The following is a 20,222-nucleotide window of genomic DNA, read 5'->3' on the forward strand; positions in this document are numbered from 1 at the left end:
CTTCGCTAATCCCCGCATTTAGCGCAAAACTCATTGTCAATCAAACCGTCCGGACGGTATGATGGCGTACTTGCGTCAACCGGCCCGTCGCCGGGCTTCGCATTCTTCGTTTCCGGAAACTCAACCGTGCAGTCCATTCCAGTTCTGACTTGCCTCACGAATCGCGCTTGGTTGTGGTTCGCAGCTCAGTTGCTTGTGGCGACGATCGTTGGTTGTGCGCCCCCCAATTCATTTCAGCCGCCGCCTCCGCCCGAGGTGCTGATAACGCATCCGACCTTTCAGAACGTCACCAGCTACATCGAACAAACAGGCACCGCGCAAGCGTCGGAGTTGGTCGAAGTGCGGTCGCGAGTCTCGGGTTACATCAAAGAAATCAAGTTCGAGGACGGCGATCTCGTCAAGGCCGACCAGTTGCTGTTCGTCATTGACGAAGAGCCGTTCAGCGTCAAGTTGCAATATGCTCGCGCCAAAAAGAGCGAGGTCTCGGCGAGGTTGCAACGTGCCAAACAGTCGAAGTCACGCGAGATCGCCAAAGCCAATCTCGACTTGGCGAAAGCTGAACTCGAGTTTGCACAGACGTCACACCGACGTATGACCGCTTTGGTCGACCGCAAGGCAACGTCGCAGGCAGAGTACGATCAGACCGAAGCGGCCTTGCAAAAAGCATCGGCGCAAGTGGTCGCGGCACGAGCGGAACAAGATCAAGCCGAAACGTCATTCGAGTCGGATATTTTGGTCGCTGAAGCCGCACTGGCTCTGGCCGTGTCCGAGGAGCGTTCGGCGGAAATCGATTTGGATTACTGTCGAATCAAAGCTCCCTTCAGCGGCTTGATTGATCGCCGGGCCGTCGATGTGGGCAACTACATCGCGATGGATGCTTCCACGGTTCTTTCTCGAATTGTGCAAGTCGACCCGATCTATGCCTATGCCTCGATTAATCAGGCAGATCTGATTCGCTTGAGAACTCGTAGCAGCACTCCCGGCGCTGAGAGCAGCATTCCAGTAACGGTCGGAGTCGATGAGTCGAAAGCGGCGCCGCTCGCGGGCGTGGTCGACTACATTGCCCCGAGCGTTCACCAGGGCACCGGCACCGTGCAGATCCGCGGCATCTTTAAAAATGCTGGCGTCATCACTCCCGGCATGTTCGTTCGCCTTCGCATTCCCGCCGAAGTGGTTGAGGGGGCAGTTCTCGTTCCCGAACGTTCGCTGGGCTACGACCAGGCCGGCACTTATGTCTATGTGGTCAACCTTGAGCAGAAGATCGAACGCCGCTCAGTCACGGCCGGCGACTTGGTGGAGGGGAAGCGAGTGATTCGCGGCGCGATCGACGCCGAGGATCAGATTGTTGCCGACGGACTTCTCAAAGTTCGCCCCGAAATGAAGGTGACCACAAAGTGGCTTGAAACCCGCACGGAAGAGAAACGGGCCGCCCAAAATCAAGCACCGCCCGAGCATGCCAAGCACGCTTCGGCCGGTTCCTAACAAGTCGCCGCCCGTTGTTCTTGCAACGATGCGGCGACCGCACGCTCAGTTCTTCCTATCGCAGTTTGCCTCATTGAGCTCTTCCCATGATTTACCGCTTCTTCATCTCGCATCCGATTTTTGCCAACGTGATTGCGATCGTGACGATGATCATGGGCGTGGTGACGCTGCGCGGCTTGCCCGTCGAGCAGTATCCGCAATTGACGCCACCCACGGTGCAAGTGGTTGCCAACTACCCCGGTGCAAACTCGCGCGTGTTGTCCGATACCGTGGCCGGGCCGCTGGAACTGGCGGTGAACGGCGTCGAGAACATGCTCTACATGAACTCGGTCTGTTCCGACAACGGCACTTACACGATGACGATCACCTTCGAGGTCGGCACCGATCTCGATCAGTCGCAGGTGCTCGTGCAAAATCGCGTTGCGACCGCACTGTCGCGGTTGCCGACCGAGGTGCAGCGGTTGGGTGTCACCGCGCAAAAGCAATCGACCAATATGATCTTGGTTGTTGGTTTGACTTCGCCCGGTGGAGAACATGACGGGTTGTATCTCAGCAACCTGGCCGAAATTCAGATCAAGGACGCCTTGAGTCGCGTTCCCGGCGTCGGCAGCACGCAGGTGTTCGGTAGCAGTAGCTACGGCATGCGGATCTGGCTCGACCCGGGGAAACTGAAAGCCCGCGAACTGACGACCGACGACGTGATTGCCGCCATTGCCCAGCAGAATGTGCAAGTCGCCGCCGGTCAGGTTGGTCAGCGTCCCGCGGCCAGCGAGCAGAACAATCAGTTCACGGTCTCGACGCAAGGTCGCTTCAGCGATCCCAAGCAATTTGGCGACATCATTGTTCGCTCGGTACCCGATGCCGCCTCGGGTGCGCGTATGATCCGCGTGAAGGATGTGGCGCGCGTCGAACTGGGCGCACAAACTTATGCTTCGTGGATGGAAGTGAGTGGGCGCCCCGCAGCCGGTGTGGCCGTCTTTCAGTTGCCCGGCGCCAATTCGCTGCAGGTGGCCACCGCGGTCATGAAGCAGATGGATGACATTCGGCCGACGCTGCCAGAAGGTGTGGAAGTCGATATTCCTTTCAACCCTACCACCTTCGTCGAAGCCTCGATTCACGAGGTATACAAGACGCTGTTCGAAGCCGGCGTGCTCGTGCTGGTGGTGATTCTCATCTTTTTGCAAGACTGGCGGGCCGTGCTCATTCCGGCGACGACCGTGCCGGTAACCATCATCGGTGCGTTTGCAGCCATGGGCGTGATGGGCTATTCGGTCAACATGCTCACCCTCTTCGGCCTCGTGCTCGCCATCGGCATTGTCGTCGATGACGCCATCGTGATTGTCGAAAACGCGGTTCACCATATCGATCGCAATAAGCTTCCGCCGCGCGAAGCCACCATCAAAGCCATGAGCGAAGTGCTCGGGCCGATCATCGGCATTACGCTTGTGCTCATGGCCGTGTTCGTGCCGACGATGTTCATGGCAGGGATCACCGGCAAGCTCTATCAGCAATTCGCGCTAACGATCGCGGCGACTGCGTTGATCAGCGCCTTGAATGCCATCACACTCAAGCCTGCTCAGTGTGCGGTGTATCTCAAGCCGACGCCGGCCAAGAAGAACTTCATCTATCGGGGTTTTAACTACGCTTACGATTGGTGCGAACGGATTTACTTCGGTGTTGTGTCGCGCCTGGTGAAGCACGTCGCGTTGGCGATGATCGTCTTCGTGCTCCTCGCGGCTGGTACGGGTTATTGGTTTCAAAAGCTCCCGACGAGCTTCGTGCCAGTAGAAGATCAAGGTTACGCCATCATGGCAGGACGCCTCGACGACGGCGCCTCGCTCGAGCGGACTGCCGAACTGATCGAGGAGCTCAACGTCGTTTTGCGAGGAACACCGGGCGTCGAAAAATGGTTCACTATCGGTGGCATGTCGCTGCTCGACGGTTCGACGGTTCCCAATGCCGTCACCATTTTTATGACCTTTGAACCGCACGAACACCGCTTGAAAGATCCCAAGAAATCGCTCGGAGCGATTCTCGGGCACGTCGGCATGGCAACCGCGAATATCCCCGAGGCCGTGGTGTTTGCCTTTCCGCCGCCGGCTATCGCGGGCTTGGGACAAACGAGCGGTTTTGAGTTTCGTCTGCAGGATCGCGCCAATCTGGGTCTCGAACAACTACAGCAAGTCGCCGATGAAATGGTCGGCGACGGCAATTCGCAGTCTTCGCTGACGAACCTCCAAACATCGTTCCGGGCGGGTGTGCCGCAGTTGTTCCTCGACATCGATCGCGAAAAAGCGATGAGCCTCGGCGTGCCGCTGCAGACGGTCTTTTCGACCTTGCAAGCTTCGCTCGGATCCGCGTACGTAAACGACTTCAACAAGTTCGGCCGCACCTGGCAGGTGCAAGTGCAGGCAGATCAAAAGTTTCGCCGGCGGGCCGAAGACATTCGTCTGCTTGAAGTACGGAATAAGGATGGCGAAATGATTCCGGTGGCCGCCTTCACCGAGATCCGGATGGCGAACGGCCCGCAAATGATTCCGCGCTACAACATGTTTCCCTGCGTCACCATCAATGGCGAAGCTGCCAAGGGAATCAGCTCGGGGCAAGCAATGTCGATCATGGAACAGATGGCGAGCAAGAAACTTCCGGCCGGCATGGGCTACGAATGGAGCGGCATGTCGTTTCAAGAAAAGCGTGTCAGCGGCCAGGCCATCTTTGTGTTCGGCATGGCAGTGCTCATGGTCTATCTGGTGCTCGCTGCTCAGTACGAAGATTGGTTCCTGCCGGCAGCCGTGATTTTGGTCGTTCCGTTGGCCTTGTTGGGAACGGTGGCGGCCGTCTCACTGCGCGGCATGGACAACAATATCTACACCCAAATCGGCATCGTGCTGATCATCGCGCTCGCGAGTAAGAACGCGATCTTGATCGTCGAATTCGCCCGCGACCTGCGCATGCACGGCAAGAGCATTCTCGAAGCCGCTGCCGAAGCTGCTCGGTTGCGGTTTCGGCCGATCTTGATGACGTCGTTCGCGTTCATCTTGGGCATCGTGCCGCTCGTCATCGCCGAAGGCCCCGGCTCGGCGAGTCGGCGTTCGCTGGGAACCGCAGTGCTGGGTGGTATGCTCGCGGGAACGTTGCTCGCAGTCTTTTTCGTGCCCGTGTTTTATGTCCTCATGCAATCGATCAGCGAAAGGTTGCGACGGCGAAATCGGCCGCTGGAAACAGAAAGTCAGATCGTGAGCACGACTCCTCAGCACGTGACTGCCAGCGAGTAGCAAAGGTAAGTGCGGCCCATGGCCCCCATCAAGCAGCACAAAAAGCAACCTGCCGAAACGCGCCAGCAACTGCTGGCCGTGGCGGGCAATTTGATTCTCGAGCACGGCCTGGTGAACCTGACGCTCGACGCCGTCGCCAAGGCCTCGGGCATCAGCAAGGGAGGTTTGCTCCATCATTTTCCCAGCAAGCAGCATCTGCTCAATGGCTTGATTTTCGATCTGCATGAGCGGTTTCGGCAACGGCTGGCCGAATTGGCTGCGGCCGATCCCGTTCCAGAAGGGCGATTCGCGCGGGCCTATCTAAAGGCCGTGACCATGAACCGCGATGAACCGCGGAACAAGCTGTGTTCGATCTTAGCGATCGAAGCCCGTGGTGAGCCGGCCATGCGTTCCGCCTGGCGCGATTCCACTCGCGAAATGTTGCGAAGACAATCCGAGAGCGGCGCCGATCCCATCGATATGGCCATCATTCACCTGGCGGCAGACGGACTTTGGCTGGCTGATCTGGAAGGTGCCTTTGAGGACTCGCCCGAGCTATTTCAGCGAATTGTGGCGCGTCTCGAGCAGATGACCAGGCGTTGAGTTTTGCTGTTTAGAACCGATACCCGCCGCCGACGTTGGCAAAGAAATTGGGGGCTTGGTCATTGAGGCCCCAACCGACGCGGATGCCGATCTCCCAATCTTGGGTAATCAGGTAATGAATGCCCGGGCTGATAAAATGCTGCGTCGATTCCGTCGCGCGGCCTTCGCTGAACACGCCGAAGTATTCGAGGTGTGCTTTCCAACGGTCACCGAGAGGAACTTTGAGCACGGTGGACGGCGCCCAAACGTTAAAATGATCTTCTTCGAAACTGCCGCTGCTGTAGCGAATCGCAGAGTCCCAAGCCCAGCCGTTGCTCAGCACCCAACCGCTGACATATGTCGCAACGAAATGTGTGTCATTGGCTTCGCCAGCTGTCGGCGTGAAACCTTGCAGCAACAGTGCGGTCCGCGGCTGCCAATCGATCTGCTCGGTCAACGCGAACTTGATCCCGTACGAAACGTTGGCTTCCTCTTCGAGGCCTTTGCCAGGTTCCAGATCATCGGGAATATTCCCGGAAACGGGATTGCCGGCGCCACCTACTTCATAGTTCGTACCGAAGCGGAACTCGATCCAATCCGAAACGCCGTAGCGGACGACGAGTTCGGGCAAGCTGTGCGTCTCCGGAACGCGGCGATTGTCGATGAACGAATACGCCGATTCGACGACCAGCCGCTGCCAACCAACCACCGTGGTTGCTGGCGTGAATGAATCGCGATCCGTTTCGATCTCGTCTTCTTCCTCCTCGGGCTCCTCCAGCTCGCCTTCCATTTCACCAGTCAGATTTGCTTCGGCGGCGAAATTCGGCGACGGCGAGGAAGGTTGCTGCGCAGCCACTGGAACGCAAATCGCCAGCGACGAGATGGCGATGATCCAAGCAGGCAGCGATCCGTGCATGACGACTCCATTCCAGCGCGCAGCCGGCAAGCTCATACCGTTTTATCGGTACTTCAAATGCAGCTTGATACCCTGATAAGGCGGAAAACCCAAGCTTCAGCTGTGTACCGCACACGCAAGGTTTACCCAGGCAGAATACTCGCCTGGATAGTTCGCACGCGGAATGTACAGGCCCTAGCTGGCAAGAAATTAACGTGAAAAAGACCGCCGACGTTGCATAACGACTCGCCCGGCTGGGACTGTTGAAGGATAATCGTTAGTCCCAGGCAAACAGTCAGCCGCAAACAGCCAGCGAAGTCCCAATCACACCCCCTCCTGCCCGGAGTGTTGCGTTCTATGTCCGATGACGTCCGGCGATTACTCGCCGCTTCGGCTGCCGATCGCAAAGCCGCTGCCGGTTTGCTTCCGCTTGTCTATGACGAACTGCGGAAGCTGGCCAGCGCCAAGATGGCGCAGGAACGGTCAGACCATACGTTGAACGCGACGGCCCTCGTGCACGAAGCCTATTTGCGACTTGTGGGAGATAGCGACGAGAATCGCTGGGACAATCGAGGGCATTTCTTCGCTGCCGCCGCTGAGGCCATGCGCCGCATTCTGGTGGAAGCAGTGCGGCGAAAGCAGGCCGAAAAGCATGGTGGCGGCTTGGTGCGGGTGGAGTTCGAGAGCGCAGAACCGATTGCGAACACAACCGAGCATCTGGTGGCGCTCGACGAAGCCCTCACCCGGCTGGCGGTGGACGAGCCCGAGGTGGCAGCCATCGTCGAATTGCGCTACTTCGCTGGACTGACGATCGAACAAGCGGCAGCCGCCACCAAAATCTCGGTGAGCACTGCCAATCGCCACTGGTCCTACGCCAAGGCGTGGCTATATCAAGAACTGGGGCCTTCTCCCTAATTCGAGGTTTTTACTGCGAATTCGCAGAATTCCCGGCTGGCCATGACACAACGGGTCCAGAATTCTCGCATTGATAGAGGAGCCCCTATCTCGGGGTCACAACATGTCTGCACCCAACGTCAAAGCGATTTTTGATCGGGCGATGGAGATAGAATCGCCCGCCGATCGCGAGGCGTATCTAAATTCGGCCTGTGCGGGTCATCCAGAAGTGCGGCAGCGCGTGCTGGCGCTGCTGCGCGCCGCTGCCGATGCGGGAAGCTTTCTCGAAGTTCCGCTCGCGGCAGCCGTGCAAGCGACGGCAGAGTTCACTCCCAATTCCGAAGTGACTCGCAACATTGCGCGCCCAGTCGAACCGATCGACCTTGTCATCGCTGGCAGATACCAGTTGCTCAACCTCATCGGCGAAGGTGGCATGGGCTCGGTCTATCGAGCGCAACAAACCGAGCCGGTCAAGCGCGAAGTCGCCGTCAAGGTGATCAAGGCCGGCATGGATTCGAAGGGAGTGCTCGCCCGCTTCGACGCCGAACGCCAGGCGATTGCGGTGATGGATCATCCTCACATCGCGCGATTGTTCGATGCGGGCTCGACCGACAAAGGTCAGCCATTTTTCGTGATGGAGCTCGTGAAGGGACTCCCGCTCACGGATTACTGCGATCAGCACAAACTTTCGGTCGCTGAGCGGCTGCAGTTGTTTCTGCAGATTTGTTCGGCAGTTCAGCACGCCCATCAGAAAGGGATCATCCACCGCGACTTGAAGCCGACGAACATTCTCGTGGAAACACAGGATGGCCGACCGGTTCCGAAAGTGATCGACTTCGGCTTGGCAAAGGCCACGTCGGGTTTACCGCTCGCCGAAGGGGCGATGCTTACGCTGTTTGGCAATGTGATGGGCACTCCCACCTACATGGCCCCCGAGCAAGCCACGTTCGAAGCGCTCGATGTCGATACCCGCGCCGACATCTATTCCCTCGGCGTGATTCTGTACGAACTCCTCACGGGTTCCACGCCGCTGTCGCGGGCCACGATGAAGCAGGCCGCCGTCGAGGAAATGCTCAAGCTGATCCGCGAACAAGAAACGCCGAAGCCCAGCAGCCGCTTCCAGGACAAAGTTTCCAGCGCCGAAATTGCCGCCCGGCGTTGCCTCGACTCGGTTCAACTCGCCAGGATTCTCCGCGGCGACCTCGATTGGATCGTCCTCAAGGCGTTGGAAAAGAACCGATCGCGGCGGTACGCGACCGCGGGCGATCTGGCCGCCGATATCCTCCGGCACTTGCAACACGAGCCGATTACTGCCCGGCCCCCGAGCAACTTGTATCGCTTGCAGAAAATCTGCCAGCGGAACAAGCTCGCCGTCGCCACTGTGGGAGCCGTCGCGGCTTCGCTGATCTTGGGGATCGCCCTTAGCCTGTGGCAGGCCACGCGGGCGACGATCGCCGAACGGCGAGCAGTCGCCGCCTTGAACGAACTGCGCGAAACAGCACCCGCCTTTGCCGAGCAAGCGCGCGCCCTGACGGCGCAGGAAAAGTTCAGCGAAGCAGTTGCCAAAATCGACTACGCCATCAAGTTGCGTCCCGATCTGGCGGACTACCTCATCACCAAAGGCGATCTGTTGCAAAGCCAGTTGCAACTCGCCGCCGCTGCCGATGTTTATCGCGCTGCGCTACGACTCGATCCCAAATCAACGCGCGCTCAAGAGTCGATCAAAATCTGCGACGAACTTCTCGCCGCCAAACCGACCGCCGAAGGGAAACTCACTAACGAAAGCCTGGCGAAACTTCGCGCGCTCATGCAAAGGCAAAAGCGCTCCGCCGCAGAACTCATGCCCGTCGCGCGCCTCCTGGATAATGAACAGAATCTGCTAGTCGAGTATTGGCTCAAAAAACTCGAAAACTTGCCCGTCGCTGGCGAGCGTCCGTTGCGCAATCGGATCAAGGCATTGGCCGACGGCAGATTGGCGCTCGATCTGCGAGAAACGCAGCTGACCGATATTTCTGCGCTGGCCGGTGCGCCACTGGGATTGCTCGACTTGTCTGAATCGCAGTTCCAAGGAAAGCTGAGCGACATCAGCCCACTCCGTGGCATGGAGCTCGAAGAGCTGAACATCAACAACACGAGCGTGGCCGACCTGAGTCCGCTGCGCGAGATGCGGACGCTGAAAAAACTGGGCATCTCTCAAACCAAAGTCACCAGCCTCGCCGATCTCGCCGACATGCAGCTCAATACGTTGTATATGAAGAACTGCGCGATCAGCGACCTGTCGCCGCTGCGCGGCATGCCACTGGAAACGCTGGACTTGCACGCTTCGCGCGTGACGGATCTAACGCCACTCGTGGGGCTGCCGATCAACGATCTCGATCTGTCGTTCACAGGCATTGTCGATTTCGCTCCCGTCGCTCAGCTGTCGCAACTGGAACATTGCAAATTGCAGCGCAATCGCATTAGCGATCTCACCGTCTTCCGTGGCTTGAAGAATTTGAAAACGCTGGCGCTGTGGATGTGTGCCGACGCGCGCAATTATCGGGTGCTGCAGGAGATCAAGACGCTGGAGAACTTGCTCCTGCCCATCGAGTATCGCAACCTGCCGATCGAGGACTACGAAGCCATCGGCCAACTGCAGCAGCATCCCAATTTGAAGCGACTCGCAGCCAATATCACTGCCCAAAGCACGCTCAACGAGATTGGCCCGAAAGAGGAATTTTGGAAGGACTGGGAGCGCGAGAAAAGTTTCATCCTGCCGCTGCGCAAAGCGGGGATTCAATTCACCTGCGCCAAGTTACCTTCCGGCAAGTATTACGTGGGGATCAAAGATAGCGGGCTGACCGATCTGGCGATGTTCAAGGGAGCGCCCATCGAACAGTTGCACATCGTCAGCGAATTGGTGAACGACCTCTCACCGCTGGCCGGGATGCCGCTCGAAACGCTGTTCATTGTTGGAGATTTTGCCGATCTAAGCCCGCTCCGCGGCATGCCGCTCAAGAACCTCGAAATGGGCGGTCTTAAGGTTACCGATTTCTCGCCACTGGCCGAACTGCCGCTACGGGAACTCTGTGTGCAGTTCTGCGTCAACGCCAGCGATGTGGCGCCGCTGGCGAAGATCGCTTCGCTGGAATTGCTCATGCTCCCGCCCAACGCGGTGAATTTCGACTTGTTGCAATCGCATCCCAAGCTCACTCGCATCGGCTATGAGTTCGGTGGCGATCATTCACCGAAGACCACGACCGCGGAATTCTGGAAACTCTATGGCGAGGAGAGTTGGCTCGGCCAGGTGCGCAAATCCGGCGTAAAGATCAACTCGTTGCGCTGGCATCCTGATGGGACCTGGAATATCGACGTAGCGAATCAGCCGCTGACAGATCTATCGATCTTCAAGGACGCGCCGCTGAACAGCCTGGGAATCGACAACACGAAGGTCACCGACCTGTCGCCGCTGAAGGGCCAAAAGCTCAAGGTCCTGTATGCTCGCGACACGCCGCTGAAAGATCTCAGCCCGTTGCAAGGGATGCCCTGTACCGCCCTATGGTTGAGCGGTTCACAGGTCGACGATCTGTCGCCGCTGCGCGACATGCCGCTGAAAAATCTGTATCTGAACCGGACGAAGGTCGCTGACGTATCACCGCTCCGCGGCATGCCTTTGCAATACCTCGAGATCGTCTACAGCCAGCTCACCGACCTGGAACCGCTGCGCGACATGCCGCTCCGTGACCTGGCGCTGAACGGAACGAAGATTACCGACCTATCACCGCTCGTCGGCTCGCCGCTTACGCGTCTTCGTCTGACCGGTTGTCAGGGATTGACCGACATGTCGCCACTGGAACAAATGAAAGAGCTCGTCGATCTGTCGCTCCCACCCAGAGCTGGCAAATTTGAATTCCTGCGTACTCGTCCGAACCTCGCGCGAATTGCCTTCACGGAGGATCCCGCCAACGGCTATAAACCGGCCACGACTGCTCAGCAATTCTGGAAAGAGTACGACACCCAAGCCTGGCTCCACCCGCTCCGCGATCAAGGCTTCTTGCGCGGCAGCAAACAGTTCCCGGACGGCACGTGGCAACTCATCCTCGACAACGCCCAGCTGACCGACCTCAAACCCCTCAGCGGTCAGCCGATCAGCGATCTCAGCCTCGGGGCAACTCCGATCACCGACCTCACTCCGCTCAAAGGCCTGCCGCTGAAATCACTCGACTTGAAGAACACCCCAGTCACCGACTTGTCTCCGCTCAAAGATCTGAAACTCGAACTCCTCAGCCTGCGCGGCGCCAAAGTCAAGGACTTATCACCGCTGCGCGGACTCCCTTTAAAATCGCTCTGGCTGAGCGGCTGTAAGGAGCTCACCGATCTCTCGCCCCTGGCGGAATGCGAAGAGCTCACGGCAATCACCTTGCCGCCCAAAGCCAAGGACTTTGAATTCCTCCGCAAGCTTCCCAAGCTCGAACGAATCAGTTTTCGTGAAGAAACCAAGCCTGCCATCCGTCCCGCGCAAACGGCAGCCGAGTTTTGGATGGAACGGGATTCGATGAAATAAGCACATGCACTCGCTGATTCAAGAACATTGACAGCCCCCTGGAACCGGCCACAATAGCCCGAACTTGTCGATCACCTTTTTCGAGAACTCGCAGATGAACCGTGGCCTGCTGTTGATTGCTTGGGGACTCCTCTCACTGGTCACTGCGTCTTGTCTGCACGCAGCCGACGAAAAAGATGCGCCACCCAATTGGCTGTCGGATGTCGTGAAGAAGGCCCGCGTCGAATATAACCGCGCCACCGGACAGGCTTTTTACATTCGCAATGAGATTGCCAAGCACCCGCAGGGCAAAGAGCTCGCCAAAAATGCAGCCCTCGAAAAGGCCATTGCGGCCGGCTTGAGAAAAGCCACGGCGCGACAAAAGGAAATCGAAGAAGGGGGCGAGGAACACCCAGCCCCGGAAGTTGCCGCATCGTGGACGATCTTCGACGACTGCAAGGTCAAGCGGCCGAAAGCGGAGTAGACGCACTCATCGGTCTCTCGCGAGCAGTTGCTATTCGCGATCGTTGTCGGTATCGCGCGAGAAAACGGAACCTGAGGAGGCAATTCCCAGGAGCGCTGTCGGCACGTGCACAAAGGGTTGGCCGATGACCAATCCCTTGTCGGTGATGCTGAACTCGTGAAATTGCTTGTCGTGCTGCGAGCCGCGCATCTTGATAATGATCACGCCGCGACTCAGCGCGCCGGCCTTCTCGACATACCGCAACAAGACAATGGCGTCGGTAATGGTCGAGATGTGCGCATCGGTGATCGAATCGCCGCCCGAGAGACTCGGCGACGAACTGGTGAACAGGCTGCAGATTTGATGCTGCTTCACAAAGCCGGTCAAGCCGATCACGAACTCACGAAAGTTCCTGACATTGCCGACGCGTTCGAGCGCCGAGATGCTATCGAGAACCATGCGAGCAGGACGAAACTGCTCGATCTCGCGCTCGATCGAGAATAGATGTCCTTCGAGCCCTTGCGCTTCGGGATACTGGCAAACAATCTTGAGCAGGCCTTTGCGTTCCCATTCTTGAAAATCCATGCCCCAAGAAAGGGCGTTGCGCATCAACTGCGGCCGCGACTCCTCATAACCGAGGAGCAGCACTCGTTCGCCTCGGCTGCAGGCCTCGGCGGCAAAGGTGGTACCCATTAGCGTTTTGCCGCTGCCGGTGGGACCACTGATCAAAATCACGGAGTCCTGGAACAAGCCGCCGCCGGCCATCTCGTCGAGCTTGGGACTGCCGAAGCTGATGCGCTCGGCTGAAGAAGACTGCGTTAGTTCCGCCGCGGAAAGAGGGAGAATGCAGAAGCCCTGCGATTCGATGGTGAACGGAAATTCGTCCTTATGATGGCGATCGCCGCGCAGTTTGTAGATTTGCAGGGTGCGGCGGACTTTCTCGTCGAGCAGCTGATGTCGCAACACGATTACGCAGTCTGAGACGAACTCCTCGATGCCGAACCGGGTAATCGGCCCATACTCTTCGAGCCGTTCGGCGGTCATGAGCGACGTCACGCCCATCTCTTGCAGCTGATCGGTCATGCGCAGGATTTCGCGGCGCAGGATGCCCGGATTTTCGAACTGATAGAACAAGGCTCCGAGCGAATCGAGAATGACAATCTTTGCGCCGACTTCTTTCACCGCGTCGGCAATTTGCGTGATGATGCCCGAGAGATCGTAGCTGCCGGCTTCTTCGACAATGGTGCGGTCCATCGAAGCATCGAGAATGACGAGCTGATTACTTCGCACAAGTTCCGAGAGATTCCACTTCAGCTGTTTGACGTTGCGAATGATGTCCGCGGGTTTCTCTTCGAAGGTGACGAAGACGGCGCTTTGCTTGAACTCGGTGATGGCTCGGTAGAGCAGTTCCGTGGCGAACAACGTTTTGCCGGAGCCGGAGGTGCCGACCAGCAGTGTTGTTCTCCCTTCGACCAGACCGCCCAAACTAATGTGTTCGAAGCCACGAATGCCGGTGGGGATTCGCCTGAGGGGTTCGACGACTAACAGATCGTTCATGCTTACTCCAATACTCATAAGCGAATTCAACTTTCATGACCGGACGAACTATCCGATGGGCGATCGGCCGTCGGCTTGACCATCCGCCTGGCCGTCGAGGTTCAAGAGTCCCAGTTGAGAAATAACCTTCTGCTCTTCGGACAAGTCACCGAGGATTTTCAGAACCGGTGATGGACTCTCGCGGACGAGCATGGGAGTGGCCACGATGCGCTGTTCGCGAGCGCGCCGCGGTTCTTTCACGATGTCCACGATGGTTAACTCGCATCCGCCGGGAATCCGTTGGCGAATGAAGCGATCGAAATTGGCCAGCGCACGCGCGGCAAGGCCGGCGCCGCCGGCGACATAGAGTGTGAATTTGTATTGCTCCATGAATCAAAATCCCTTTGGTGCGGATCCCTACGACTGTGTCGTGGACTCATCCGTCGCGCGCTGCGCATGCATTTCTTGCTGGAACTTGCCGAGGAGCTCGCGCAACCGCGGAAACTCGACGGGCTTAACCAGATGTCCGTAAAAACCAGCGTCGCGTGCCGTTTGCGCGTCGCTTTCGGTGCCGTAGCCAGTAATCGCGATCAGGCGGCACTTGTCGCTGCCGCACAGCTTTTGAATTTGCCGAGCGACTTCATAGCCATTCATTTCCGGCAAGCCGATATCGATGAAGGCAATCTGCGGTTGTTCACGCAGGATCAAGTCGAGCCCCGCGCTGCCCGTGGCCGCTTCCAACACTCGATGCCCTTCCGATTTGAGCAACAGGGCCAACATTCGGCGACCATCTTCGCTGTCTTCGACCAAGGCGATGCTCAGGGGATCTTCTTCCGCCTTGTCAGCTCCATGATCGGCCGGTTCCTGACGATCGTTCGGCAGTAATGGCAATGTCACGATAAAGGTCACGCCGGTGGAACCTTCATTCGCGCGCACTTCAATAGTGCCTTGGTGCAACTCGACAAAGGTGCGCGCGAGCATCAAGCCGATCCCCATACCTCCTTCGCTGCGATCGAGCGTCTGTTCCATTTGCACAAACGGCTCGAAAATCGTCGACATCAGCTCGGCTGGAATTCCGGGGCCGTTGTCTTGAACGCGAACTTCGATTTTGTCGCGCTGAGCGACGGCTTGGAGTTTCAGTTCGCCGGCATTGGCAGTGAACTTTGCTGCGTTGGTGAGCAAATTGACAAACGTTTGTTCCAAGCGAGTTGCATCGCCCCAGACCCAGAGATCATGCCGCGGAATATCGATTTCCAAGACATGGTCGCGTTTCGACACCGTCGGCAGAATCGCTTCGACGGCGTCGCGCAAGACTTGCACCAGATCAACTCGCTGTTGGAGCAGGACGAGTTTGCCGCGCGTAATGCGCGAGATGTCGAGGAGATCGTCGAGAATACGAGTCAGGTGTTTGAACTGCCGTTCCAACACCGATCCCGCATCGCGGCGAGCCGAAGTTGTCAGATCATCGAAGGTCAATAGCTGAGCCGCGTTCTGAATGGCGGCCAGCGGATTGCGCAGCTCGTGCGACAACATCGCCAGGAACTCATCGCGCCGCCGCACTTCATCTCGTGCTTCGGAAAGATGACGCTCGTGAGTGGTAATATCGCGCAGCCGCAGCACCAGTGTGCCGGCGGGCTCGGTTGCCAGCGGCTCGATGCGGAGCTCTACGAGCCGTAACTGGTTGTCGCGCGAGATGACGTTGATCGACGTCGGAAACTCGCCTGGCTTGAGCGGCGAGCCAAACATCTCGCCCACGAGTTCTCGGTGACCATGCCCCAGGAGAAATTCAGCCGCGGGATTGGAATAGCCAATGACGCCACTCGGGTACAAAACTAGCACACCTTCATCTGCGTCGGCGATGATTGCCTCAAAGCAGTGCTTTGCCGAAACGTCGTCACTGCCTGCGAGCCGGTGAGCATGCGCAGCAAACGTACTGTTCTCTTGGTTCATGCGGCCCCATTCACAGTCAAGACGTACTGATCCCTACGACGAAGCCGCTGTCAACGAGCATGGACATGCCGAGCGTCGATTCGGAACGGATCAAAGCAGATTGACGATGGATGGGGCTCCAATCGTCAACTGTTCCGCGACCTTCTCGGCAGCTACGTTGACGCGACATGATGACGCGTGTGCCGCCGTTTTAGCACGCCACACAGCCATTGCAAGCGCCCGGTAGCTCAAACAACAGCAATCGTTGAGTTACTGAGAGATGGCAGCAGCCAACTTGTCGCAGCGGCTCGGCGCATTCCGCGCCGCAAGAAACGAGAGCGGCCTCCAAACTGCGAGAGTAGGAGGCCGCTCGATTTCGCTCTTTGAAAGTTTGCGAACTGCCTCCGCTTTGATCGGACGCTGTTACAACTCTCAAAGAACTAGGAGTTCGTAGTCGGCCCCATAACGGACCTCACTTGTTGCAGACCTGACTGCGTGCATGAGGTCCATGCTCGACTATCTCCTCCGTTCACATCGAGAGAAAAAATACGGCCCAAACGCCCACGAATGCCTCACCTCTCCCAACGGCAAGTTGTTTCACTTGCAGGAGTTAGCTCGGCATCGCCCAGTTAGCGTTTTGGTGAACATCCCTTAGGCAACCGCTGTGCCGCGAACGCACAAACGCGGGTGATGAAGTGCTGCCAAGCCGCAAAAAACGCCGCGTTTTCCGGTCTCAATTCGCAGCCGAAGAAAACCGGTTTTTGCCCTACTCCGAGGAAGTCGCTCGACATCCGGCAAGATCGTGCTGACCGTCCGCAAGCCACGTTGCGCCGCTGCAACTCAGGTTGCTAGCAAGGTTTGCAAAGCAAAAGTCCGTTAGGTGCAAGCCTGCTAATATTGGAGCGGCCGCTTATTTTTCTGCGCGTGCGATCGTTTCGGACGGAAAGTTTCGGCGCTTCGAGCGCGGTGCAAAAGGAACCTACGGAATGTTTGACCGTTGGATGCGCGCAATGCTCGTTAGATCCGGATCCTTCGCGACAACCTGAGCCACTCCGCAATTCGTCATTAGAAAATATTGGCTAATTCCCCAAGATTCTCTCAAGCAGACAATTTGACACCGGAAGAACCTGACATAGGTTTCAAGTGTGCAGGGAGTTAGTGGTCTTCGCGGGCCGCTAACTCTCGGCTCGGTGGTGGTTTGCCTCAATTCCGCTCCGGCGTGAGTTCGCTCTCGTCGGCTGGAGTTCCGGCAGCTGCTGCTGTTGGCCTGCCGCCTCACATCCCCGAAAGGGCAAACCGGTCGTAAGGCCGGGGCGCAAAGCCGTGGGCCGTGGGTCGTGGTCGCTGTTGTCTGTTCTTCGCTCTTCGCATTCCGTTTCGGCGGTGGTGCGGTGGCGGTGTGCGGCAGTGGTGGTTGCGGTTCCCGGAAGCCTGGCTGCCGAACGGATGAACTGTGCTGAGTGGGGTTAAATTCCCTGCTCGGTGCTTCTTTCCTGGCAATTCGATGACGATGGCGAGGCGAGCTTTCTCGTGTTGGATTTTGAGTCAAAACTCGGTGCAAGGCAGGCCGGCGGCGCGTTCTTCGGGGCGCGCCGCAGCACCGGGTGAGGCTCATTTGAACCGTTTTGGTGTCGGACTGGCTCCTGAGAATTCTGCGTATTCGCAGCAACAACGCAGGACCGCCGAACCGGAGAAAGAAAAACAATGAAGAATCTCGCTCTGAAAGTGCAACGTTTTCTCGTCTCTGAAGATGGCCCGACCGCGGTGGAATACGCCGTGATGCTGGCTTTGATCGTGATCGTCTGCTTGACCGCCATTCAGGCGATCGGCACGAACGCGAACGTGACCTTTAACTCGGTCGCTTCGAAGCTCGGCTCGACTGGCGGTTCGTAATCGCGAACCACGCCAGCGAGTCTGCTTCGGCATGACTTGCTGGCCGTCGGCCGTTTGACATCGGGACCCTCTCGTTGCCTTCCTCCGGTTGGCAACGAGAGGGTTCTTTTTCGCGCGCTTGCTCAAGTGCGTGGTCTGCGCTTCACCGTCCGCACCGGACTTCAGCCGCAAACCTCACAACGCGTCCCGCGAAGACGCGTGCGACCGAAGCCCTTCTCTTTTTTGCCAGGGAGTGACAGTGCCCGGCGATTCGCCGCTGCCTGCTTGAAAATTCCTGCCTCTGGTTGTTTTCCCTCAAAGCGTTGTCGTTTTGCCATCGTCTTTGCTTGAAGGATTCAGCCATGAAGTTCTTTGTCTCGGAATCTCTGTCGACCAAACTCGTTCGTTTTTTGAAGTCTGAAGACGGCCCGACCGCGGTGGAATACGCCGTGATGCTCGCGCTGATCGTCGTGGTCTGTCTGACCGCGATCCAGGCCATCGGCACAAACGCCAACGTGACGTTCAACTCGATCGCGTCTCAGCTCGGCTCGACGGGCGGGTCGTAAGGATTCTGACGGTTTTGTCGCGGGGTGGGCGAGAAGCTCTGCTCGACCCACCCTTGAATTGCGACAACCAATCACCAGCTTGCGGCACCTGGCTGCGGTTTCCTGAATGTTTTTTCCAAACAGCGACAAATTCCTGACCTAGTCTTTGGTAAGGGAACGAAGTGTTCCCCCGCTGGATTAGTCGCTTCTCGCCGCGGCTCGCAAAGCAAAAATCACTCATCGAATACAGAGGATCTAGTCATGAAGTTGTTCAATCAAGTGAAGACGTTTTTGAAGTCTGAAGATGGCCCGACCGCGGTGGAATACGCCGTGATGTTGGCCCTCATCGTCATCGTCTGCCTCACGGCCATTCAAGCCATCGGTACGAACGCCAACGTGACGTTCAACTCGGTTGCTTCGAAGCTCGGCACGACCGGCGGTTCGTAATCTGATGCGACGACCAGGCCACTGGCGAAACCTGCTGCCAGTGGCCCGCACGTGGGGCATTCACACTCCATCGGATAACGCGAAACCAGGTACTGCCATGAAGATGTTCCGGAAGATTCATTCGTTTTTGCAGGCTGAAGACGGCCCGACGGCCGTCGAATATGCCGTGATGTTGGCGCTGATCGTGATCGTCTGTCTGACGGCCATTCAAGCGATCGGCACCAATGCCAACGCGACCTTTAACTCGGTCAAGGGCAAGCTCGGCGCTGGATCTTAATTCAGATTTGTTTCGTTACCTAAGACAGAAGTCACACCTATGTATCCCGTAATTCCTGCTGAGGTTTTAATCGGCAGTTGGGAAATGTTGTGCTACGTTTTCACAGCCGCAGCCGCTCTCCTGAGCTGGCTGCTGGCCTGCCGGTGGTAGGAAGAATCGCAGATTGCAGATCGCAAATTGCAGCTTGAAAGACAAGGGCCAACAGGCCTGCTTCTCAATCTGCAATCTGCCATCTGAAATCTGCAACCAGACTTGCAGATAGTTTTTGATTTCAAGGTTTGAGTAAGCGTCAGCGACACGCCCTCAAACAGCGGACTTGCTTTCGGAGATTTGTACGATGCTCGATACAATTTCGGCGCTGGGTGACGTCATCGCCATGCACTGGGAAATTTGGCTGGTCACGGTGGTCATGATTCTGGCCGCGGTGATCGACGGCTTTGAGCTGAAGGTGCCCAACTGGGTCACGTTCCCCTTCATCGCCAGCGGCTGGATCTACAGCGTCGCGGCCTTTGGCTGGGAAGGGCTGTATTGGAGCCTGGCCGGCACAGCGATCGGCCTGCTGCTCCTCCTGCCCGCTTACGCCATCGGCGGCATGGGTGCTGGCGACGTGAAGTTGCTGGCCGGCCTGGGCGCCTGGGTTTACGGCACGCACACGTTGTATGCCTTTGCTTTCACTGCTGTCATCGGAGCGGTGCTCGCGGTGTGCATGGTGCTGGCCAAGAACGCTTGGAAGAAACACCAGGATCAGTTCTGGATGATTCTCAATGAGATCACGGTGGTCAAAAACCCCGAGCAGCTAGCTGCGATTGCGGCCAAACGCAAGCCTTCGATGCTGCTGCTGCCCTACGGTATTCCGATGGCGATCGGCACGATCGTCTACTTCCTGTGGGCCGGCCTGCTGATCTAGGTTCGCTGCGATTACGCAGAGAATCCCCCGCGGTGAGCGAGTGAGTGGCTGGACAGGAAAGACAGAGAAACTTTGATGAAAGGGCTGACTATGCTTACCGCGCAAACTTTGTCACGTTGGGCCGCTCGATTTGTTAAACCCTGCGGATTATTCCGAAAACAACGACGGGGGGCAGCGGCCGTAGAGTTCGCCGTCGTTGCGCCGGTTTTCTTTCTGCTCGTATTCGGCATGGTCGAATACGGCCGGATGGTGATGGTCCAGCAGATCATTGTCAATTCCGCACGGGAAGGATGCCGGGCAGCGGTGCTCGACGGATCGACGACCGCCGGGGTGAAGACCACGACCATCAACGCGATGGCCGCGGGCAACATCACGATCACCACGAGCAACGTAACGGTTAGTCCGGATCCGCCTAGCAGTGCTGAATTTGGCGATCCTGTCACAGTTACGGTAACGGTTCCTTTCAATCAAGTCAGCTGGCTGCCATCGCCAATGTATCTTGGAGGAAAGAGCATGACTGCAGCGACTACCATGCGTCGCGAAACTGTGCAGTAACGAACGAGGATTTGTGGGTTTGGATTCCGGCCACGTAGGGCCGGACAGATTGCACCAAGGAT

General features: G+C 57.6%; 16 protein-coding genes and 1 riboswitch. Of the genes, 12 read left to right on the top strand and 4 right to left on the bottom strand.

The features are described 5' to 3' along the window. The first annotated feature begins 126 nt into the window (after positions 1-126). The 3 genes from M9Q49_RS20885 to M9Q49_RS20895 all read left to right on the top strand — a co-directional run bounded on the left by M9Q49_RS20885 (position 127) and on the right by M9Q49_RS20895 (position 5,339). On the top strand, positions 127-1,482 hold the full coding sequence (locus M9Q49_RS20885) for an efflux RND transporter periplasmic adaptor subunit (RefSeq protein WP_254510772.1): 1,356 nt from the start codon (positions 127-129) through the stop codon (positions 1,480-1,482). An 86-nt stretch (positions 1,483-1,568) separates the two neighbouring features. Next, positions 1,569-4,757, top strand: coding sequence for an efflux RND transporter permease subunit (locus tag M9Q49_RS20890; RefSeq protein WP_254510773.1), 3,189 nt, complete (start codon positions 1,569-1,571; stop codon positions 4,755-4,757). An 18-nt stretch (positions 4,758-4,775) separates the two neighbouring features. Continuing rightward, complete coding sequence (locus M9Q49_RS20895; RefSeq protein WP_254510774.1) at positions 4,776-5,339, top strand: TetR/AcrR family transcriptional regulator; 564 nt, start codon at positions 4,776-4,778, stop codon at positions 5,337-5,339. A 10-nt stretch (positions 5,340-5,349) separates the two neighbouring features. On the opposite strand, the gene M9Q49_RS20900 is transcribed toward M9Q49_RS20895, so the two are convergent. Then, a complete protein-coding gene (locus tag M9Q49_RS20900) occupies positions 5,350-6,234 on the bottom strand; it encodes a transporter (protein ID WP_254510775.1) in 885 nt (294 codons plus the stop codon). A gap of 336 nt (positions 6,235-6,570) precedes the next feature. Here M9Q49_RS20900 and M9Q49_RS20905 point away from each other — a divergent pair, with 336 nt between their 5' ends. From M9Q49_RS20905 to M9Q49_RS20915, 3 genes are all read left to right on the top strand, one after another. Further along, positions 6,571-7,128, top strand: a complete 558-nt coding sequence (locus M9Q49_RS20905; protein ID WP_254510776.1) for an ECF-type sigma factor — start codon at positions 6,571-6,573, stop codon at positions 7,126-7,128. Positions 7,129-7,231: 103 nt separating this feature from the next. Then, the gene (locus M9Q49_RS20910; RefSeq protein WP_254510777.1) at positions 7,232-11,650 is read left to right on the top strand and encodes a protein kinase domain-containing protein; all 4,419 of its coding nucleotides are present in this window, start codon (positions 7,232-7,234) and stop codon (positions 11,648-11,650) included. Positions 11,651-11,744: 94 nt separating this feature from the next. Beyond that, entirely contained in the window at positions 11,745-12,113 is a 369-nt protein-coding gene (locus tag M9Q49_RS20915; protein ID WP_254510778.1) for a hypothetical protein, read from the top strand. Positions 12,114-12,143: 30 nt separating this feature from the next. On the opposite strand, the gene kaiC is transcribed toward M9Q49_RS20915, so the two are convergent. From kaiC to M9Q49_RS20930, 3 genes are read right to left on the bottom strand one after another with little or no spacing between them, the layout of a single operon-like run. Next, positions 12,144-13,649, bottom strand: coding sequence for a circadian clock protein KaiC (kaiC, locus tag M9Q49_RS20920; RefSeq protein ID WP_254510779.1), 1,506 nt, complete (start codon positions 13,647-13,649; stop codon positions 12,144-12,146). Positions 13,650-13,697: 48 nt separating this feature from the next. After that, entirely contained in the window at positions 13,698-14,018 is a 321-nt protein-coding gene (locus M9Q49_RS20925; protein WP_254510780.1) for a circadian clock KaiB family protein, read from the bottom strand. 27 nt (positions 14,019-14,045) lie between these two features. Beyond that, complete coding sequence (locus M9Q49_RS20930; protein WP_254510781.1) at positions 14,046-15,578, bottom strand: ATP-binding protein; 1,533 nt, start codon at positions 15,576-15,578, stop codon at positions 14,046-14,048. 1,259 nt (positions 15,579-16,837) lie between these two features. Further along, positions 16,838-17,000: riboswitch (cyclic di-GMP riboswitch) on the top strand. Between the two features lie 261 nt (positions 17,001-17,261). On the opposite strand from M9Q49_RS20930, the gene M9Q49_RS20935 reads away from it, so the two are divergent. From M9Q49_RS20935 to M9Q49_RS20960, 6 genes are all read left to right on the top strand, one after another. Then, complete coding sequence (locus tag M9Q49_RS20935; RefSeq protein WP_254510782.1) at positions 17,262-17,450, top strand: Flp family type IVb pilin; 189 nt, start codon at positions 17,262-17,264, stop codon at positions 17,448-17,450. A gap of 341 nt (positions 17,451-17,791) precedes the next feature. Then, the gene (locus M9Q49_RS20940; RefSeq protein WP_254510783.1) at positions 17,792-17,995 is read left to right on the top strand and encodes a Flp family type IVb pilin; all 204 of its coding nucleotides are present in this window, start codon (positions 17,792-17,794) and stop codon (positions 17,993-17,995) included. A gap of 240 nt (positions 17,996-18,235) precedes the next feature. Then, positions 18,236-18,421, top strand: coding sequence for a Flp family type IVb pilin (locus M9Q49_RS20945; RefSeq protein ID WP_254510784.1), 186 nt, complete (start codon positions 18,236-18,238; stop codon positions 18,419-18,421). A gap of 97 nt (positions 18,422-18,518) precedes the next feature. Next, complete coding sequence (locus M9Q49_RS20950; RefSeq protein WP_254510785.1) at positions 18,519-18,698, top strand: Flp family type IVb pilin; 180 nt, start codon at positions 18,519-18,521, stop codon at positions 18,696-18,698. Positions 18,699-19,035: 337 nt separating this feature from the next. Further along, the gene (locus tag M9Q49_RS20955) at positions 19,036-19,605 is read left to right on the top strand and encodes an A24 family peptidase (RefSeq protein ID WP_254510786.1); all 570 of its coding nucleotides are present in this window, start codon (positions 19,036-19,038) and stop codon (positions 19,603-19,605) included. A 90-nt stretch (positions 19,606-19,695) separates the two neighbouring features. Beyond that, complete coding sequence (locus M9Q49_RS20960; RefSeq protein WP_254510787.1) at positions 19,696-20,160, top strand: TadE/TadG family type IV pilus assembly protein; 465 nt, start codon at positions 19,696-19,698, stop codon at positions 20,158-20,160. Positions 20,161-20,222: the final 62 nt, after the last annotated feature.

This window comes from Anatilimnocola floriformis (assembly GCF_024256385.1).
Lineage (GTDB): Bacteria > Planctomycetota > Planctomycetia > Pirellulales > Pirellulaceae > Anatilimnocola > Anatilimnocola floriformis.

What these genes read in the sequence shown, in the direction of transcription:
- M9Q49_RS20940 (WP_254510783.1), top strand. Translation starts at nt 17,792, where the DNA reads ATGAAGTTCTTTGTCTCGGAATCTCTGTCGACCAAACTCGTTCGTTTT.
- M9Q49_RS20890 (WP_254510773.1), top strand. Translation starts at nt 1,569, where the DNA reads ATGATTTACCGCTTCTTCATCTCGCATCCGATTTTTGCCAACGTGATT.
- M9Q49_RS20935 (WP_254510782.1), top strand. Translation starts at nt 17,262, where the DNA reads ATGAAGAATCTCGCTCTGAAAGTGCAACGTTTTCTCGTCTCTGAAGAT.
- M9Q49_RS20925 (WP_254510780.1), bottom strand. Translation starts at nt 14,018, where the DNA reads ATGGAGCAATACAAATTCACACTCTATGTCGCCGGCGGCGCCGGCCTT.
- M9Q49_RS20945 (WP_254510784.1), top strand. Translation starts at nt 18,236, where the DNA reads ATGAAGTTGTTCAATCAAGTGAAGACGTTTTTGAAGTCTGAAGATGGC.
- M9Q49_RS20900 (WP_254510775.1), bottom strand. Translation starts at nt 6,234, where the DNA reads ATGCACGGATCGCTGCCTGCTTGGATCATCGCCATCTCGTCGCTGGCG.
- kaiC (WP_254510779.1), bottom strand. Translation starts at nt 13,649, where the DNA reads ATGAACGATCTGTTAGTCGTCGAACCCCTCAGGCGAATCCCCACCGGC.
- M9Q49_RS20905 (WP_254510776.1), top strand. Translation starts at nt 6,571, where the DNA reads ATGTCCGATGACGTCCGGCGATTACTCGCCGCTTCGGCTGCCGATCGC.
- M9Q49_RS20930 (WP_254510781.1), bottom strand. Translation starts at nt 15,578, where the DNA reads ATGAACCAAGAGAACAGTACGTTTGCTGCGCATGCTCACCGGCTCGCA.
- M9Q49_RS20960 (WP_254510787.1), top strand. Translation starts at nt 19,696, where the DNA reads ATGCTTACCGCGCAAACTTTGTCACGTTGGGCCGCTCGATTTGTTAAA.
- M9Q49_RS20955 (WP_254510786.1), top strand. Translation starts at nt 19,036, where the DNA reads ATGCTCGATACAATTTCGGCGCTGGGTGACGTCATCGCCATGCACTGG.
- M9Q49_RS20950 (WP_254510785.1), top strand. Translation starts at nt 18,519, where the DNA reads ATGAAGATGTTCCGGAAGATTCATTCGTTTTTGCAGGCTGAAGACGGC.
- M9Q49_RS20910 (WP_254510777.1), top strand. Translation starts at nt 7,232, where the DNA reads ATGTCTGCACCCAACGTCAAAGCGATTTTTGATCGGGCGATGGAGATA.
- M9Q49_RS20915 (WP_254510778.1), top strand. Translation starts at nt 11,745, where the DNA reads ATGAACCGTGGCCTGCTGTTGATTGCTTGGGGACTCCTCTCACTGGTC.
- M9Q49_RS20895 (WP_254510774.1), top strand. Translation starts at nt 4,776, where the DNA reads ATGGCCCCCATCAAGCAGCACAAAAAGCAACCTGCCGAAACGCGCCAG.